The organism is Candidatus Paceibacterota bacterium, assembly GCA_035438625.1.
Lineage (GTDB): Bacteria > Patescibacteriota > Minisyncoccia > Phycocordibacterales > DAORIS01 > DAORIS01.
In genome coordinates this window covers 42,503-59,649 of the sequence record DAORIS010000002.1, presented here as the reverse complement: position 1 = coordinate 59,649, position 17,147 = coordinate 42,503, and the positions used below count along the sequence as shown (strand labels likewise).

Here is a 17,147-nt window from a genome sequence, read left to right as displayed (position 1 = left end):
GGGAGCTGTGCTTTTTTTAGCGGTTGTACTATATACTTATACATCATGCTTACATTTATTTCGCGAGGTGCACTGCTTGTTTTAATTGCAGCGTTACCCTTTTTCATTATTCCTTCAACGTTCATGTTATTTGCAAGTAAGCCAATCATGGTCTTGCTTGTGATGTTGTTTCTCGCATTATCAGTTGTTATTAGCGATCTTAAGCTCGGTTCATTTGAATTTCCTCGAACACACGTATTAACTGCAGTTGTGGTACTGTTCCTTATTACCATAATCAGTTCAGCACTTGTTGCGCTCCGTGCATCAACAATTATTGATATTGCAACGGTTGATTCTGCTGCTTATGTGTTTGCGGGACTTATTTTCCTTCTTGCTACAGTTCGATTTTTTACAACCCTCCGAACTGTTCGCTCGGTATTTATTGCCACATGGATCGGTGGTGCGATTCTTGTCCTCTTCCACACTATTCGTTTCTTGATGGGACCTGCAACACTTAACTTTGGAATTTTTGGAAACCTCCTCTCATCTCCACTTGGTGCATGGCCAGATGTCGGACTCTTTGCGGGCTTCTTGCTTGTGCTCTCACTTGCATACCACCAGTTCTTAGCGCGAAAGCGTCTGTGGGTAGTTATCTCAACGGCTGCGATCGTTATTTCAGCTCTTGCTATCTCAGTTGTTAACATAAACACTGTTTGGTGGTTGGTGGGTGTTTCAGCAGTTCTTATCTTCGTGTACTCATTCCTTAAAATGACACGGCAGGCAAATCAGCAAATGGCAGAACGTGCTGCTGAGGTGATTCCTGGAACAGCTACTCCTGTGTCTCGTTTTATTACAAAAATACCAACAGCTCCGCTTGTTATCGTGCTTGTGTCGTTTGCAATGATTTTGATTTCAGGACGTGCAAGTGTCTTCTCAATCGCGTCAAACGTTCCTGGACTAGGCTTTTTGAATAATTTCAATGCACCGCACATTGAAGCAAAGCTTTCTCCACTTGCAACACTTGAACTTGGTTGGAATGTTATTAAGGAAGGAAAGGTGTTTGGAGTGGGCCCAGGACAATTTAATGTCGCATGGAACCAATTCAAGCCAATTGAAGTCAACAACACAATTCTTTGGAGCTCAGATTTTTCATTTGGATTTAGCACAGTCTTAAGTTCACTTGTAACTCTCGGTATCCCAGGACTATTGGCGTGGATCGCACTCATTGCGTTTGCTGCAATCCTTATGTTTAGGTTATTACTTGGAACAGTCGGAGAAGAACATGAGCGTAATCACGGTGCAGTGCTTTCATTTAGCGTCGTATATCTCATCTTGATCTTCCTATTCAGCAACCCTGGATTAGTACTGTACACATATTTGTTTGTCTTTCTCGGGCTTCTTATCACGGTCGCTCTTGCGATGGGAATTGTTCGAACTCGTGCGTACTCATACCTCTCTGATCCACGAGCAGCGTTTGCCTCTGTTGCAGGACTTGTTCTCCTTCTTTTGGGTATCATCATGCTTGGATATCTCTTCACAACACAAGCGTATGCTCGATATGAAGTGAATCGTGCTTCAACTGCACTCGCTCAGGGAAATGTTCCAGAAGCAACATCACGATATAATCGAGCACTTCAATTCGATGAAAGGGATTCGTATTACCGAGAGTTGATCAGTGTTGGTTTGCAACAGCTTTCAACATTCGTCTCAAGTTCTCAAAACGCTAGCCAGAGCCAACAACAGGCACTCCAGGAACAAGGACAAGCAATTGTGCAGCAAGTTACCGGTATCGCATCACGGGCAGTTGCACTTAATGAAGATAGTTATGTAAACTGGTTGTCATTAGGAGACACATACTCAGTCCTTGCGGCGTATAAGGTTGAAGGTGCATATGATCAAGCACTCGCTGCGTATGATCGAGCACAGAAGCTTTCCCCATCTAATCCATTGATTAAGCTTGCGCTTGCGCAACTTGAGAGGAATAACGGTAATGTCTCTAAGGCATTCGAATATGCTGACCAAGCAATTGCACTCAAGGCAAATTACACAGACGCATATTTCTTCAAGGCACAGCTCCACATCCAAGAGAATTCAATAGAAAAGGCAATCGAAGCTGCTGAAGTTGGTGCACTCACTGCTCCTACAAATGCTGATGCACATCTCCAGGTTGGAATTCTTAAGTACAACATAGATGATTTTGAGGGGGCATCACGTGATTTTGAGCGAGCACTTATCATTAATCCTCAGTATGCAAACGCGCAGTATTTCTTGGCACTTACATACAGGGAACTAGGAAGAAACGAAGAGGCTCGAATGCTTACAGACATCTTGCTTACAACAAACCCTGAAAACACAGATGTGCAAGCGCTCTCAAGTTCACTTTCAAGTGGTTCACGAGCAATTCAGGCAGAGGAAGCTATTGACACAGAAGAAGATACTACTGGAAGCGAAGGGGAAACTGAAGAATAGCCGCTATGGTGCGGAACCTCATAGGACTGTTTAATAAAGAGGTACGCGCTGTACATCATGCAGCATATATTCTTGCTGCATCAGCACTTGTTTCGCAATTACTGGCACTCTTTCGAGATCGAGTGTTTGCAAGTACGTTTGGAGTGGGTAAAGAGCTAGATCTCTATTATGCTGCGTTTCGTATCCCAGACATGCTCTTTATTGCTGTCTCAGCACTGATTTCAGTTTCAGTGCTTGTGCCAATGCTTGTTGAAGCGCAAAAGCGTGGAGAAAAGGATCAAGAAGAATTAATCAAGACAATATTTACTGCTTTTTTCTGGATGGTGCTTATACTTGCACTCGCTGCATTTTTTGTAGCGCCGCTCATTCTCCCACTTCTTTTCCCGGCATATGGTGACATGATGCCTGAGCTCGTTGCTATGACACGGCTATTATTGCTCTCTCCAATTCTCTTGGGTATTTCGAATATCTTCTCGTCGATCATTCAGACATCACAACGTTTTATCATTACTGCGCTATCACCAATCCTGTATAACCTGGGAATTATCTGCGGTGCAGTATTTTTAGCTGGAAGACATGGAATTATTGGGGCGGTATGGGGTGTCGCAATTGGAGCGTTCTTGCACGCTGCAATTCAACTTCCGTATTTGATCAAGCAGAAAAAAGTGCCAGGACTTTCGCGAGAAAATCCATTCGTAATTTTGAGGAAAAGCGCATCTGTGATTCGCGCGTCTCTTCCTCGAACATTATCTTTATCAATCTCAGAGTTGGTGGAATTTACATTCGTTATTGTCGCAGGATATTTGGTTGTGGGATCAATTACCGTATTCAACTTGGCATGGAACCTTCAGTCAGTATCACTGTCGCTTATTGGTATGAGTTTTTCTGTTGCGCTTTTTCCAACACTGACGAGACTGTTTTCAGAGCAGAACAATGATGTGTTTCGTGAGAAATTTATCTTTACGCTCCGTCAGGTAATCTTTTTTGGCTTACTCGCCTCAGCGCTCTGTATTGTCCTTCGTGCACAAATTGTTCGAACAGCGCTCGGTGCTGGTGCCTTTGACTGGAATGCTACGCGATTGACTGCCGCAGCCTTTGCGCTCTTTACAACGTCACTTGTACTCCAGTCACTCTCTCTTGTGATGACCCGAACATGGTATGCACGAGGAAGTACAAAAATTCCACTCCTTTCCAACTTACTTGGTGGTTTTACAAGCTTTGCGGTACTTGGAATATTAATGATCTTGTGGAATAAGGTGCCGGCTATCGAAAACTTTCTAGAACACTTGTTGCGTGTAGAGGGGGAATATGGAAGTGATGTCCTCATGCTTCCAATTGCTTTCAGTATCGGTGCAGCAGTTACTGCATGTAGTCTCCTGTTGTCTCTTAGGAAAGTGATGAAGGGATACCTCCGCTCACTCGTACGTCCTGTATGTGAACATTTACTGGGTGCATTTGTTGCAGGAGCAGTTGCGTACACAGTACTTCAGCTATTTGCAGACTCAGTTGATACAACTCGAGTCTTGGGGGTATTTCTCCATGGAGCAGTCGCTGGAGTGACTGGAATTGTTGGGGCCTTTGCAATTTTGCTAGCTATTGGTAATCTTGAGGCTCGACACGTCCTCGACGGCATCACACGTAAGAAGCCAGCCGTAGTCATCTCCGAAAATGAACCAGTCTAAGCAGATCAGAAACTTTACAATTATTGCCCATATTGACCATGGTAAGTCCACGCTTGCTGACCGCATGTTGGAGATGACCCATACAATTGAGGCAAGAAAAATGAAGGACCAGGTATTGGACTCAATGGATCTGGAACGTGAACGCGGTATCACCATTAAGATGCAGCCAGTGCGCATGAAATATTCTCGCAATGGCGTTGATTTTATGCTTCACCTGATTGATACTCCTGGACACATTGATTTTTCATACGAAGTATCACGTGCGCTAACCGCAGTAGAAGGGTCAGTGCTTTTGGTTGATGCGACACAAGGTGTGCAAGCGCAGACACTAACAACACTTGCGATGGCACGAACGCTAGGTCATGTGATTATTCCCGCAGTAAGTAAGATTGATTCTCCATACGCTGACATTCCACGAGTTAAAAAAGAAGTGGCCGAACTTTTAGGTGTGGAGGAAGACACAATTATGGAGGTCTCTGGAAAGACAGGACAGGGAGTAGAAGAACTCATTCAGGCAATCGTTGCAAGAATTCCTTCTCCATTTGAAAGAAAAGAAGCAAAAGAAGTTGTAACTGATCATCAAGGATTTCCACAAGAAGACCGACCTCGGGCACTTATTTTTGATTTTCAATATTCAGACCACCGCGGAGTTATTGTGTATGTTCGAGTATTCGGAGGTGAGTTTAAAAAAGGAGACGAGTGCCGATTCTCAGTTTCAAATGCACGATTCAAATCTACTGAAACAGGAACGTTTGCCCCACAAGAAACTCCAGTTGATAGTTTGTCTAACGGAATGATTGGATACATTGTAACTGGAATCAAGGAGCCAGGAATTGCTTCTGTTGGAGACACGATTTTCTTGGATAAGAAGCCAGTACAAGCACTACCTGGATATCAATCAGCACTTCCAGTTGTGTGGGCATCACTTTATCCTGAAAGCCAAGACGATTTTCCGTTGCTTCGACAGGCGCTTGAACGTTTGCAGCTATCTGACTCGGCACTTTCATTTGAAGAAGAATCATCGGGTGCCCTTGGTCGCGGATTCCGTTGCGGATTCCTCGGAATGCTTCATTTGGAAATTATCACTGAACGCTTAAAGCGGGAATTTTCACTTTCACTTATTGTTACAACTCCATCTATCACATACGAAGTGACCATGAAAAACGGAAAAACTGAAAAAGTATATTCACCAATATTCTTTCCAGAAGATTCATTAATAACATCGGTTCGAGAACCATGGGTGAACATTAAACTCATCACTCCTCCTGAATATGTTGGAAGCTTGGTACAAGTGTTATACGAACATGAAGCAGAAGTTGGAAACACTGATCTTTTTGGAACAGAGCGAACTGCGATTGAAGCAAAGTTGCCACTTCGAGAAATGATGCGAAATTTTTTTGATGAGATTAAAAGTCTCACATCAGGATATGCTTCTATCTCGTATGAAATGGGTGAGATGAGAAGTGCCGATGTTGTTCGAATGGACATACTTGTTGCTGACGAACCAGTGGTTGCTTTTGCACGTGTAGTCTCACGAAAACGCCTGGAGCTTGAAGCCCGAAAAGCCGTCGAGAAGCTCCAATCTGTGCTTCCACGACAAATGTTTGCTATGAAGATTCAAGCAAAGGCCCAGGGCCGAATTATCGCCTCAGAGAGCGTCTCAGCCATGCGAAAGGATGTTACCGGATACCTTTATGGAGGTGACATTACACGAAAGATGAAACTTCTCGAAAAACAGAAGAAAGGAAAGAAGAAAATGAAGGAGAGAGGAACGGTGAATATTCCTCAAGATGTCTTCATTAAGATGGTGAAGGGAGGGGATTAGGTTTACTTTTTAAATATAAAAACCACCAACGTGCACTTAGTGCGTTGGTGGTATTGGTTGTCTATTTAGATTGGTAAAAATTTTCTCGGACGCTGTGGAATTACAACCTTTCTTGGTATGCAAGGAAGACCGTTGTTCATACGAATTAGAACATCTAACTGTATCCAGTCACCTTTAACTTTAACAAATGTTAGTTGTTCGAAGTGAAAGTTGGTAAGTGTGGAGTTATTGAAATCGTCAATTCGGAACTCTCTCAGGATGGATCTGACGATTTTAATTGCTCGTTTTGAGAAGCCGTGGTTATCGGATACGACGAAATGGAACGTAAACAATCCCGGGTTGTCCATTGAATGGGTGACTTGACCGCTTGTTTCTTGAAGTACTTTATGGATTAAACTGCTGAGAAAGGTTATGTCTTTTTCGTGCAGCTTCTTCCCGAACAAGCAACCTACGTGTATCTCAATTTGTCCGTAGGAACCTGGATATGACGTGGCGGTAAGTTTGTGAAGTACATAGTTACCACAATCAGCTCCTAGTTGACTAATGCCAGTGCTACGGTATTCGTTATCCTTAATCCACTTCAGAGTAAGTCTGTTCCAACGCTTTAACATAAAGAGCTCCTTCGCTACCATTGACCTGGAACACCCAGGTGGCTGACACTTGCCAAGCACTTTTCAGTAGCGACCTATGAGAACACTGGCATTTTGTGTCAGTATGTCAAGATGTATGTTTTGAAACCAATTTAGAACCTAAACGAAGGCAAGTACAAGAGAAGGAACGAAATAATAACCAAGATGCTGATTACCATCCAAAGGCGCTTGATAAATTTGTTTGATCGGTTTGAATAAAGTGACATATATGTGTGATGTATAATCATATACTATATGAAACAGCCCCGAGCTTCAAGGGCTGCTATCAAAGCAGCGATGTGGTATGGACTAGCAGGGGCTTTTACGATCCTTGCCTTTTTTGCTATTAAAGGTGCGTGGGGAATGTACACTACATATGCTGAGGTCTCAAAATATGCAAAGCAAGCAGAGAAGTCATTCAATGATATGCAGGCACGAAAGATCCAATTGGAAGATAACATTGCCGCAATTAAGACTCCGCTTGGAAAAGAAATAGAAATGCGTAAAAAATATGGAGTTGGCAAAGAAGGAGAAGGGGTATATATTTTTGTTGAACAAGAAGACGAAGAATAATTGCGGGATTTGTTTAGTGGTAGGACACGTGCTTCCCAAGCATGAGGCAGGAGTTCGATTCTCCTATCCCGCACCACTTTATATTTACTTATTCGTTATGCTTTTTTGATAATGATTTAATGACCAGGAAAATAAAAAATGGTATACTTACGCCCTATGAAAAACGTAACAATATACTCAACACCAACTTGTATTCACTGCGAACACGCAAAACACTTCTTTAAGGATAACGAAATTCCATATACTGAACATAATGTTCTCTCTGACCTTGAAAAGAGGATGGAGATGGTAGAAAAGTCAGGACAGATGGGTGTTCCTGTGATTGCAATTGATGATGACATTGTCATTGGTTTTGACGAGGCACATATCAAAGAACTCCTGGAGATCAAATAGGTGGTATGGCAGGTGTGCCACTTAATCCACTTGAAATACAAAGGATTCATTTTTTACGTGAAACAGGTCACAGTATCTCTGAAATTTCACAAGAACTTAGGAGAAGTAAAACCACTATATTCCATCATATAAAGAATATCAGTGTTAATGCTGAATTCGTGGATATCCTTCGCAAAAAACAAGGTGGAAGTAAAAGAACAGCAGAAAAAAATTGGAAAATTGCTCATCAAAAGGCAAAACTACTTTTTAAGGATACTTTATCGATAAATCATAAGTTATTACTACTTGCTTCTATATATTGGGGAGAGGGCAATAAAAAAGAATTGAATCTGATAAATTCTGATCCAGGTTTAATCAAAGTTTTTCTAGAATGTTTATATGAAATTGGAGTAAAGTCTGAATCTGTGAAAATATCACTTAGGTTGTATTCTGATATAGACAAAAATAATGCTATTGAATTCTGGACATCGTATTTAAGTCTCAAAAAATCACAAGTTTACGAAACAGAGATTATTGAGGGTAAAAAGTTAGGTAAGTTACCTTATGGCATGTGTCGTGTTAGGATAGCGAAAAGTGGTCAGTATTTTAAGCTGATCATGTGTTTGATAGAAGAGATCCGTGTGTATTTCAATGCTGCCGTAGTTCAACGGATAGAACAAGGGACTCCTAAGCCCTAGATGCAGGTTCAATTCCTGCCGGTGGCACAATTAAGTTATCGTCGTATTTTTACAGAAAATTCAGGATCGTCTGCAAACGTTTCAGCTTTTTCGTTGATCTTGTATGTTGCCCTCATTTCTTCAAAAGGAAGGGCTGTGTCGATAAGCCCTAAGTCGTATGCAAGTTGGTCAGAGTATCCTGGAAACAACACTTTGTAGCTAAGTGGAACCTTTCGCTCCGTAACTATCTCGTTTACATGCTTCACGATATTTGTCGTGCAAGTATTTGTTAAGGTGTTATAAAACTCAGGCTCTCTGTACAACTTATTTGCCCGTTCAATCATACTGAGAAATAACTGTTGCATTCCAGGCTTATCAGCTTTGACTGGATAAAGAAATACCTCGTCTTTTCGGTAATTGGTGCGAAGTTTAATGACATCGCGCTCATCAGCGATTACATACATCAGTTCATACTGTTTTAAGAGTCCCTTAAGGGCTGAGAATGACTCACCTTGCTCCTTTCGAATCTCAACTGATATTGAGACGTACTCAGCTGTACTCTCACTTTCTCCAAAGCCGAATGTAAGGAATGTATGAGCTGACCCTTCCCAGTCTGAGAACGGTTCAACAATGTAATCAACGGAACGTATCTTTGAAAGATCAAATGTTTTGTCGTAATACGATGGGGTGTAATTTGTGGTTGATGTGTATGTAAAGTTACGGATATTACGTATCGTGATTTGTTCTCCATTGATTTCTGCATGTGGAAGTACTGCTTGGTCAGTTGCCCATACTCGCTCATTCGATGGTCGGATAGATATCCATGAAAGTAACGCGATACAAATAATCAGTGTGAGTGCAATAAATACAGTTCTTTTTCTTGGAATATATTTCATGTGAATATCTATAGTATAGCGGATGATATACTAGTCCCTAATGGAAGAGAATAATGTAGGAAAGCTCGAAGAGCGTATTGCTCATCTTGAACAAGAGTTGGGTGAAAACACCCGCATGGTTCGATCGATGTATCGAGCCCAGAAATGGGGAAGGATTTACAGGGTAATTTACTGGATTGTGATTATCGGTCTTGCGCTCGGTGCCTTCTACTTCATTCAGCCGTACTTGCAGGCGGTGACTAGTGTCTATGAAACCGTTTCGGGACGTGATTCAACCATTCTAGAGGGCTTTAGTACCCAGTTAGAACGCCTACAGGAGTCATACCAGATAAATGGTTCAGGGGAAGCTCCAAAGACTGGAACAGGAGGTGAGAGCTTGTAAAAGCCCCAAAATCGCTTAGAATGGTGAGGTTGCAACAGTTTATGCCGAGGTAGCTCAGTTGGTAGAGCATACGCCTGAAGAGCGTGGGGTCACCGGTTCAAGCCCGGTCCTCGGCACCATGAAAAAATCCCCATGAGGGGATTTTTTGTTACATCTGGCTTTTGACTCGAACCTTGGTTTGCCTATGTTTGTCTATCTTCGGCAATCGGATTGTAAGAAGTCCGTATTTCTCATTTGCCTCCACTCCTTCAATATCAACTTCTTCAGGAAGCATGATAGTTCGTGAGAATGATCCCCAATAGAGTTCCTGGTGGAAGAAATCAGCTGATTCTTCTGGAAGGTGCTCCCTCGAGCCTTTAATAGTGACCATGTCACGAGCAATGTTTACATCAAGGTCTTCAGGCTTAACACCTGCGACCATTGTCTTAATAATAATATCGTCCGGCGTCTGGTATACATCTACAGTTAACTGGCCTTCAGCTTCTTCTCCCCACGATGGTGATGGAGTTATGACAGATGACGGAGTGTTTGACCGTATTTGTGGGTGTGAATTTAGGATGGGTGCGTGAGATTGGCCATGTTCTGGCATTTCATCGTCCATGCGCATGGCACCTGTTAGACGTTCGAAGAATGATTTTTTTTCTTTGCTCATATATGACGATTTATGCTGATATCTTGATTATATACCGTTTCTTAAGATGGTGTGCATATGAAAGTACAGAAAGGGCAGTAATCCACAGCGCCATGAATGTTGGAAGCACTGATGAATTTGATGCGTCCATAATCAAGAGGTTGTACGACGCATGGAAGAGGGTTGCGATAAAGAGACCAATGATAACCATTGAAATCTTTTTTAAACGACTACTGAAGAATGTTTCAGCAAGGAATGTACCAATGATAATTGATGAAACGAGGTGAACGAGTGTTGAGCCAACAAATCGCATGTGGGCGATGACTACTCCTTGAGATAAGTTTCCAGTCATGAGTGGTTCCCAGAGAAATAACATGTTTTCAAATGCCGCAAATCCAAGTGCTGTTGCTGCAAGATAGATAATCTCATCAATAGGCTCATCAGCGTCTTTAGTGTGAAGTGCAAACACTGCAGAAAAACCGAACTTAAGCACTTCTTCTGCAAGTGCCCAGAGTAGAATCATGACTGCAAAAGAAACAGGAGAGTTAAAAATATATTCCTGGAATGGTAGTACTACGAGTACTGCTATAGCTCCAGCAAGAAAAGAAATAACTAGTCGCTTTCTAGGTTCCGGGTTAGCTCGATCTTCAGATAATACAAGCCACAACCACAAGAGCGCGGGAATAAATCCAGCAGCGAATATTAGTGTTAACGTAAACAGTACATCCATACGATATGCGTAGTATTATCGCATACCTTTATATGTTTTTTATAAACACTGTTACTTTTTTGCCCACTCACTCACCATGAGTAAGTCTCCTTCTTTTTCTTTTGGGAAATGTGCCCAGATTTCTTCAGTGATAAATGGCATGAATGGATGGAGAACAGTAATTGACTGGTGGAGAATATACAGCAAGGTTTGTTGTCTTGAAGTTTTTAGTGATATATCTTCACCTGCAATGATTGGTTTACTTTGTTCAAGGATTTCATCAGCAAATCGGTGCCAGACATAGTGGTATATTTTTTCTGCAGCAAGGTGATATCTATATTCTTCGAAGTCAGAAGTTATGTCGGTAACTACATCAGTGAGTTCTTTGAGTAATACAGCATCTGCTTCAGCGTATTGTGTGTTTGTTTTTAATGATAGTCCTTCGGTATTTGAAAATACGAATCGGGAAATGTTCCACAATTTATTGGCAAAGTTCTTGTATCCTTTGATTTTGCTTTCGGATAGAGCGGTGTCACTTCCTGGTGGGTTACCAACCACAAGTGCCATACGGAGCGCGTCTGTTCCGTATTTAGAAGTCATATCAAGGGGGTTGATCACATTTCCTTTACTCTTACTCATCTTTTTTCCTTGAGCATCATTTACAAGACCATGTAGGTATACGTGTTTAAACGGAACTTCTTTTGCTACGTAGAGGCCAAAGATGACCATACGAGGAATCCATTTAAATATGAGGTCGTATCCTGTCTCCATGACATCGGTTGGATAGAATTCCTTGAAGTCCTTTCCATCTGGGTATCCAGTGACAATCAATGGCCACTGGCCAGAAGAAAACCATGTATCAAAGGTATCTGTGTCTTGTACCATCTCGCTTTCACACTTTTCACATACAGAGATTTTGTTTTCTGTGTCAGGCACACCGTGTCCACACTTAGTACAGATTTTGGCAGGAATCTTAATGCCCCAGACAATTTGTCGGGAGATGTTCCAGTCAAGCGTGTTCGACATCCAGTAGTTAAATATTTTTCGATAGTTATCAGGATAGAAGGAGATCTTTCCATCTTCAACAGCCTTAAGTGCCGTTTCAGCGAGTGGCTTCATCTTTACATACCATTGTGCCTTGATTTGTGGCTCAATGATCGTGTTGCACTTATAACAACAAGGGACGTTGTGATCGTATTTCTCATCTATTTTTACCAATAGCCCTTTTTTATCAAGTTTATCAACAATCTTTGGTCGAGCTTCTGCAATTTTCATACCAGCAAATTCCCCAGCAATTGGAAGTAGTTTTCCGCGAAGGTCGATAATTTGTTCTACATCAAGGTTGTGTCGCTGGGCGATTTCAAAGTCGATCTGACTGTGCCATGGGGTAATAGTCATGACACCAGTACCAAATTCCATATCTATTGCCTCATCCTTAATGATGGTTGCAGTGATTGGCCCGTTGATCCATTCAGTTTCAAACGTATCTCCGTGTTTGTACTCTATATATCGCTTATCATCTGGATGCATCACTACATATTTATCTCCAAACTTTGTTTCTGGGCGAGCGGTACCGATAGTGAAAGGTCCATATTTGAAGTAATAAAAGGGATCGGTGAATGGTTTGCTTTCTGTTTCAACGTCAGAAAGGGAAGTTTGGTGTTTTGAACACCAATTCACAATGCGGTTTCCGCGGTACACCAATCCGTCGTCATACATTTTCTTAAATGTTTGCTGCACGGTTTCAACTACGTCGGGATCAAGTGTAAATTTTTCTCGAGACCAGTCACACGATGCTCCCATCTGACGAACCTGGTTTTCCATCTTCGCTTTATTCTCAATAGTGAAATCATAGATTTCTTTATAGAGATCTTGTGAATCCATCTTAAAGCGTGAACGCCCCTCCTTCTCTAGTTTCTTTTCGTACACAATCTGTGTCTCAAACCCAGCGTGGTCAGCTCCAGGGATCCATAGTGCTTTAAACCCTTTCATTCGCTTGTAACGAGTTATTACATCTTCAAGTGTGATGAAGAGAGAGTGCCCAACGTGCAAGTCACCGTTTGCGTTTGGTGGAGGCATGACGATGGTAAATGGTGTCTTGTGACGCTCTGGAAGATTGTCAGGATTAAAATATTCTGATTTTTCCCAGATCTCGTAAATACGTGACTCTGTTCCTTGCGGGTCGTATGGTTTGGTGAATTTTTCGTTCATAGGATGTGTAGATATTAGCATCTAATAGGAGAGATTTCCCTCTGCCTTAACTACGGTTTCAAGGATTGCATTAGGAGTAATTATTCGATCTTCGAGTGCGCGAATATATCCTGCCATAGCAATCATTGGTGCGTTATCTGTTGATAGATCTCTCGTTGGAAGGAGTACTGTAATGCCAAGCTCGGTACCGAGTGTTTCAAGGCGTTCTCGAATTACATCGTTTGCAATGACACCACCACCAACGATGAGTGATTTTGCGCTGTGTGCAATGCACGCAGCTTTTGTTTTTGAAGTAATAACTTCGGAAACAGCGTTTTCAAATTCACATGCGATTGCTTTCTTTTGGGTGTCAGTTAATTCTCCGGTTTTTGTTAAGTCGCGGATTAAATATAAAACAGCTGTTTTAATTCCAGAAAATGAAAAATCAAAATCTTTGCTGTGAATCATTGGGCGGGGAAGGTGTACTCCGTGTTCTTGCGGAACTGCTCCTTCGCTGCGTGCTTCTTTTGCAAGTTTGCTCACAAGTGCTCCGCCTGGATATGGAAGTGACAGTAAACGTGCAACTTTATCAAACGCCTCTCCAAGCGCGTCGTCACGCGTGCGACCAATGGTGGTGTACAGTCCCCACGATGGAGTGAGTACTAACTCGGTGTGACCACCACTAATAAGTAGTGCAATTGCAGGAAATGCCACAGATTGCACTTCTGGGCTTCCAGGAGCCTTAAGGAGAGGTGAAATGATGTGACCCTCCATATGGTTAGTTGGGATAAGAGGAATATTCCAAAGAAGCGCTAGAGCTCGTGCAGTATTAATTCCAACCCACAGTGCCGGCTCAAGTCCTGGTCCTTGAGTTACAGCAATTGCGTCAATCTCGGGTTTGAGTAAATATAATCCGTTTGAAATTATTGCGTCATACACCTCTGGTTCTCGAAGAAGAATATGTTTGATGTGTTCTAGGGTTATTTCTGTCGATTCAATTGGAGTGCTTTTTACTTTTTCAATTGTAGTAGTCACAAGCGGAATTATTTTTTGTCCATGTTCACGACGTGCAAGATTTGGAAGTACGCCACCATAGAGCGTATGAAGATCAGCTTGAGAAAAAACCTCTTGGGAGATAAGTGAAAAAACAGGGTTTTCAATTGACCCTGTTCCATGAACTATTGCTGTAGCTGTCTCGTCACAGCTCGTTTCAATGGCAAGTATGCGCATATACAACAGGCTACCGCATATATAGGTATAAAAAAAGCCTGTCCGTAGGATGGACAGGCAATTAAGCTGTTTCTTTATAAGTCAGTGAGTGGGTCTTCAAGAATGAGCATGTACACGTTACTTCCGCTGTTTGCGACACGCTCTTCAGGGTTATTACCCGGTGCTGCAGATGCTGAGCAAAACAAATCGGTGTTTTCGGTCGTTGTAAGGTCTGACCGGTAAATTTTTTCAGGTTGAACACCGATTTGTTCTAGTTGGAACCGGATTGCTGCTGGAATGTCGAGTCCATACGATCCGTTACCCCGATTAATTCTGAAGCGTCCAAGATCGTTGTCGGTATAATGGTTCTCGATTACAAACTCCCGGTATGTTTTGGTTAAAAAATCGTACGCACTATGTGATACTGACGGTCCGATGGAGACAACTACATCAGCGGGACTTGTGTTGAAGTTGTCCTCCATGAGACGAATGACTCTTGCTGCAATGCGCTTTGCGGTGCCTGTCCGCCCGGAGTGCACCAAAGCTGCAACGTGATGTACTGGATCGTATATGGCAACTGGTGTGCAATCTGATGCGCTAATGATCATTGCAACACCTGAAAGTCGGGTTAGAAGCGCGTCTTTTGCTTTTGATTTTTGACACTGATCACTTGTTCTTAGCTTGAAATACCGTTCATCAAGTATCAGTGAGTGTGACGTATGTTTTAGTTCCGTTTTTACATAGCTGTGAGCTGCGCTTGCATCACCCCTCAACTTGTATGTAAATTCCCGAAGAAATCCTTTCAGATCACTTGATGAATAAGGAATGACACCGCAGTTTTCCCGCATGAGGGCACGTATTCGTTGCGGAGTACATGAATTACCATGAGGGTCGAGTTGTGAGAAGAAGCGTTTGGTTGCTCCGCCGAAGTAGATACCTTTGGCTGTAAAGCAGCCAGGGCGCCAGATTCCGTACTCGTCGACTGTCTCAATTTTGTTCCTAGCAGCCATGGTGGCTCCTTTAAAGAAGAAATTGTTGTGTAAGAAACGTCCGCCTCGAATACTACATGTTTTTGGTCAAAAAACCAGTAATGCTGAGAATAGTAAAACCGGCTTAGTGTAGCCGGTTTTATACAGGGTGGGCGATAGAGGACTCGAACCTCTGACCCTCTCAACGTCAATGAGATGCTCTACCAACTGAGCTAATCGCCCAAACAACTACCAAAACAGCTAATCTCCCGCGAGGAATAGACTATCAATTCTTTTCTTCGAAATCCAGACATACAGAGTTCATGCAGTAGCGTTTTCCGGTCGTGGCTTCTGGTCCATCATCAAAAACGTGTCCAAGGTGGGATCCGCATTGTGCGCATGTAACTTCTGTGCGCTCCATGCCGTGCGTTGCATCTCGTTCAAGTTTTACGGATCCAAGTAGTGCTTGGTCAAAACTTGGCCAGCCAGTACCAGAGTCAAATTTTGCGTCTGATGCAAAGAGAGGGTTGCCACACACTACACACTTATATGATCCACTCCTTTTTTCTTGTAAGAATTTACCAGAGAAAGGCATTTCAGTCCCTTTTTCTCTAAGTACTTTATATTGCTCTGGTGTGAGCATTTTCTTTAATTCTTCTTCTGAAGGAGGGGTTTGATCACTCATATATATAGTATATGCCTATTTCAGTAGTTCTGCTGCTTCTTGCTGCACCTTCTTAAGTTTAGGGTTAATGACAAATTGGCAGTACGCAGCTTCTTTGTGGTTAGCGTAATAATTATGATGATAATTTTCTGCTGGGTAGAATTCGGTAAGAGGAGAGACTTCAGTAACTACTGGGTCTCCTGGCTTTGCAGATTGGTTAATATCAGAAATTGTTTCCTCTGCAATTTTCTTTTCTTCTTCGTTTGTGTAGAAAATTACAGATCGATACTGAGTACCAACATCATTTCCTTGTCTATTGAGTGTTGTGGGATCGTGAGAAACAAAAAATATCTTTAATAGATTCTTGAATGAAATTATCGAAGGATCGTATTCGATTTTAATAATCTCAGCGTGACCAGTATTTCCATCGCACACGTCATCGTACGAAGGGTTTGGAACGGTTCCACCAGCGTATCCAGGCATAACAGAAATTACCCCTTTTGCGAGTTTAAATGCTGCCTCTGTGCACCAGAAACAACCACCTCCAAGATATGCATATTTTTTTGATTCCATGTATTGATATTAGAGGTTAATAAAAAAGGTCCTGTCTCCCCATAAAAATGAAGGACAGGACCTATTCCGCACTGTCGATCTGCCTTCTTCCACTACTTCGGACGGTAAATAGTATATGGATCGACACCTGCGGGCTTCTATGTAAAAGCATAACGCCCCACGTATAACTGTCAATTCTTTTTGTGACCTCACGGGGAATCGAACCCCGATTCTGGGCTTGAAAAGCCCATGTCCTAACCGTTAGACGATGAGGCCAGCAGGGAACACTATACAATAATCCAAGGCTAGAATCAAAGGGTTGAATATAGATTTGACATATTCGTAATATAGTGGGACACTATTATTCGGAAGGTTACATCTACTTCATAACAACCTCAACTGAGGTAAAGGAAGGATTATGGCGAAGAGATCTAAAAAAGGTAAGGATAAAACCTTGCCCTTGTTCCAAAATCCCACAAGTTGGACACGTGAAAGGAACGATACTGCACTGCCTGGGGCAAAGCGTCGTCGAAAGCGCTATGTTCCCAAGCCTGTAGGTGTCCATTAGTTTACGTACACCATAAAGCCCGTCATGTGACGGGCTTTATCTTTTGTCATACCTTGCTGAAATGCTAGGATGCAATAGTTATAGGAAGAGTGGCTGAGTGGTTGAAAGCACCGATCTCGAACATCGGCAGGGGTGAAAGCTCCTCGTGGGTTCAAATCCCACCTCTTCCGCA

The 17,147-nt window shown here is 42.4% G+C and carries 15 protein-coding genes and 6 tRNA genes; 10 read left to right on the top strand and 11 right to left on the bottom strand.

The window, feature by feature from the left end:
• Positions 1-45 precede the first annotated feature (45 nt).
• Genes PLF31_01135 through lepA form a run of 3 tightly spaced genes read left to right on the top strand, consistent with a single transcriptional unit; the run spans position 46 to position 5,955 of the window.
• On the top strand, positions 46-2,448 hold the full coding sequence (locus PLF31_01135; GenBank protein HRH26057.1) for a tetratricopeptide repeat protein: 2,403 nt from the start codon (positions 46-48) through the stop codon (positions 2,446-2,448).
• A 5-nt stretch (positions 2,449-2,453) separates the two neighbouring features.
• A complete protein-coding gene (locus PLF31_01130; protein ID HRH26056.1) occupies positions 2,454-4,130 on the top strand; it encodes a lipid II flippase MurJ in 1,677 nt (558 codons plus the stop codon).
• Entirely contained in the window at positions 4,117-5,955 is a 1,839-nt protein-coding gene (gene lepA, locus PLF31_01125) for a translation elongation factor 4 (GenBank protein HRH26055.1), read from the top strand. Before PLF31_01130 ends, lepA begins: the two co-directional genes overlap by 14 nt.
• A gap of 65 nt (positions 5,956-6,020) precedes the next feature.
• Here the strand turns inward: lepA and PLF31_01120 are convergent, their stop codons facing one another.
• Entirely contained in the window at positions 6,021-6,566 is a 546-nt protein-coding gene (locus tag PLF31_01120; protein ID HRH26054.1) for a hypothetical protein, read from the bottom strand.
• A 273-nt stretch (positions 6,567-6,839) separates the two neighbouring features.
• Here PLF31_01120 and PLF31_01115 point away from each other — a divergent pair, with 273 nt between their 5' ends.
• The 4 genes from PLF31_01115 (at position 6,840) to PLF31_01100 (ending at position 8,254) form a co-directional block, all read left to right on the top strand.
• A complete protein-coding gene (locus tag PLF31_01115; GenBank protein ID HRH26053.1) occupies positions 6,840-7,157 on the top strand; it encodes a hypothetical protein in 318 nt (105 codons plus the stop codon).
• A gap of 2 nt (positions 7,158-7,159) precedes the next feature.
• A tRNA-Gly gene (locus tag PLF31_01110) sits at positions 7,160-7,233 on the top strand.
• A gap of 80 nt (positions 7,234-7,313) precedes the next feature.
• Positions 7,314-7,550 (top strand): glutaredoxin family protein, encoded by a 237-nt coding sequence (locus tag PLF31_01105; GenBank protein HRH26052.1) that lies wholly within the window; start codon positions 7,314-7,316, stop codon positions 7,548-7,550.
• 632 nt (positions 7,551-8,182) lie between these two features.
• Positions 8,183-8,254: transfer RNA gene (locus PLF31_01100), tRNA-Arg, on the top strand.
• Between the two features lie 8 nt (positions 8,255-8,262).
• Here the strand turns inward: PLF31_01100 and PLF31_01095 are convergent.
• Positions 8,263-9,102, bottom strand: coding sequence for a DUF4105 domain-containing protein (locus PLF31_01095; GenBank protein HRH26051.1), 840 nt, complete (start codon positions 9,100-9,102; stop codon positions 8,263-8,265).
• Positions 9,103-9,142: 40 nt separating this feature from the next.
• Between PLF31_01095 and PLF31_01090 the strand changes: the two genes are divergently transcribed.
• Positions 9,143-9,484, top strand: a complete 342-nt coding sequence (locus PLF31_01090; protein ID HRH26050.1) for a hypothetical protein — start codon at positions 9,143-9,145, stop codon at positions 9,482-9,484.
• Positions 9,485-9,527: 43 nt separating this feature from the next.
• Positions 9,528-9,603, top strand: a tRNA-Phe gene (locus tag PLF31_01085).
• Between the two features lie 29 nt (positions 9,604-9,632).
• Here PLF31_01085 and PLF31_01080 read toward each other — a convergent pair.
• The 9 genes from PLF31_01080 to PLF31_01040 form a co-directional block, all read right to left on the bottom strand.
• Complete coding sequence (locus PLF31_01080) at positions 9,633-10,136, bottom strand: Hsp20/alpha crystallin family protein (GenBank protein HRH26049.1); 504 nt, start codon at positions 10,134-10,136, stop codon at positions 9,633-9,635.
• A gap of 10 nt (positions 10,137-10,146) precedes the next feature.
• Positions 10,147-10,845, bottom strand: a complete 699-nt coding sequence (locus PLF31_01075; GenBank protein ID HRH26048.1) for a PrsW family glutamic-type intramembrane protease — start codon at positions 10,843-10,845, stop codon at positions 10,147-10,149.
• Positions 10,846-10,896: 51 nt separating this feature from the next.
• Positions 10,897-13,035, bottom strand: a complete 2,139-nt coding sequence (locus PLF31_01070) for a valine--tRNA ligase (GenBank protein ID HRH26047.1) — start codon at positions 13,033-13,035, stop codon at positions 10,897-10,899.
• 21 nt (positions 13,036-13,056) lie between these two features.
• Positions 13,057-14,244: a tRNA (adenosine(37)-N6)-threonylcarbamoyltransferase complex transferase subunit TsaD gene (locus PLF31_01065; protein ID HRH26046.1), complete on the bottom strand. Its 1,188-nt coding sequence runs from the start codon at positions 14,242-14,244 to the stop codon at positions 13,057-13,059.
• 74 nt (positions 14,245-14,318) lie between these two features.
• Entirely contained in the window at positions 14,319-15,233 is a 915-nt protein-coding gene (locus PLF31_01060; GenBank protein HRH26045.1) for a laccase domain-containing protein, read from the bottom strand.
• A gap of 128 nt (positions 15,234-15,361) precedes the next feature.
• Positions 15,362-15,434 (bottom strand) — tRNA-Val (locus tag PLF31_01055).
• Between the two features lie 43 nt (positions 15,435-15,477).
• Positions 15,478-15,876 carry a peptide-methionine (R)-S-oxide reductase MsrB gene (gene msrB / locus PLF31_01050; GenBank protein HRH26044.1) on the bottom strand — a complete coding sequence of 133 codons (399 nt, stop codon included), beginning with the start codon at positions 15,874-15,876 and terminating at the stop codon, positions 15,478-15,480.
• A gap of 15 nt (positions 15,877-15,891) precedes the next feature.
• The gene (gene msrA / locus PLF31_01045; protein HRH26043.1) at positions 15,892-16,428 is read right to left on the bottom strand and encodes a peptide-methionine (S)-S-oxide reductase MsrA; all 537 of its coding nucleotides are present in this window, start codon (positions 16,426-16,428) and stop codon (positions 15,892-15,894) included.
• Between the two features lie 183 nt (positions 16,429-16,611).
• Positions 16,612-16,683: transfer RNA gene (locus tag PLF31_01040), tRNA-Glu, on the bottom strand.
• A 375-nt stretch (positions 16,684-17,058) separates the two neighbouring features.
• Between PLF31_01040 and PLF31_01035 the strand changes: the two genes are divergently transcribed.
• A tRNA-Ser gene (locus tag PLF31_01035) sits at positions 17,059-17,145 on the top strand.
• Positions 17,146-17,147 lie beyond the last annotated feature (2 nt).

Bases quoted from the DNA above. Each gene is read 5' to 3' on its own strand.
- PLF31_01135 (HRH26057.1), top strand. From the start codon at position 46: ATGCTTACATTTATTTCGCGAGGTGCACTGCTTGTTTTAATTGCAGCG.
- msrB (HRH26044.1), bottom strand. From the start codon at position 15,876: ATGAGTGATCAAACCCCTCCTTCAGAAGAAGAATTAAAGAAAATGCTC.
- PLF31_01075 (HRH26048.1), bottom strand. From the start codon at position 10,845: ATGGATGTACTGTTTACGTTAACACTAATATTCGCTGCTGGATTTATT.
- PLF31_01105 (HRH26052.1), top strand. From the start codon at position 7,314: ATGAAAAACGTAACAATATACTCAACACCAACTTGTATTCACTGCGAA.
- PLF31_01095 (HRH26051.1), bottom strand. From the start codon at position 9,102: ATGAAATATATTCCAAGAAAAAGAACTGTATTTATTGCACTCACACTG.
- PLF31_01120 (HRH26054.1), bottom strand. From the start codon at position 6,566: ATGTTAAAGCGTTGGAACAGACTTACTCTGAAGTGGATTAAGGATAAC.
- PLF31_01060 (HRH26045.1), bottom strand. From the start codon at position 15,233: ATGGCTGCTAGGAACAAAATTGAGACAGTCGACGAGTACGGAATCTGG.
- PLF31_01090 (HRH26050.1), top strand. From the start codon at position 9,143: ATGGAAGAGAATAATGTAGGAAAGCTCGAAGAGCGTATTGCTCATCTT.
- PLF31_01065 (HRH26046.1), bottom strand. From the start codon at position 14,244: ATGCGCATACTTGCCATTGAAACGAGCTGTGACGAGACAGCTACAGCA.
- PLF31_01115 (HRH26053.1), top strand. From the start codon at position 6,840: ATGAAACAGCCCCGAGCTTCAAGGGCTGCTATCAAAGCAGCGATGTGG.
- lepA (HRH26055.1), top strand. From the start codon at position 4,117: ATGAACCAGTCTAAGCAGATCAGAAACTTTACAATTATTGCCCATATT.
- PLF31_01070 (HRH26047.1), bottom strand. From the start codon at position 13,035: ATGAACGAAAAATTCACCAAACCATACGACCCGCAAGGAACAGAGTCA.
- PLF31_01130 (HRH26056.1), top strand. From the start codon at position 2,454: ATGGTGCGGAACCTCATAGGACTGTTTAATAAAGAGGTACGCGCTGTA.
- PLF31_01080 (HRH26049.1), bottom strand. From the start codon at position 10,136: ATGAGCAAAGAAAAAAAATCATTCTTCGAACGTCTAACAGGTGCCATG.
- msrA (HRH26043.1), bottom strand. From the start codon at position 16,428: ATGGAATCAAAAAAATATGCATATCTTGGAGGTGGTTGTTTCTGGTGC.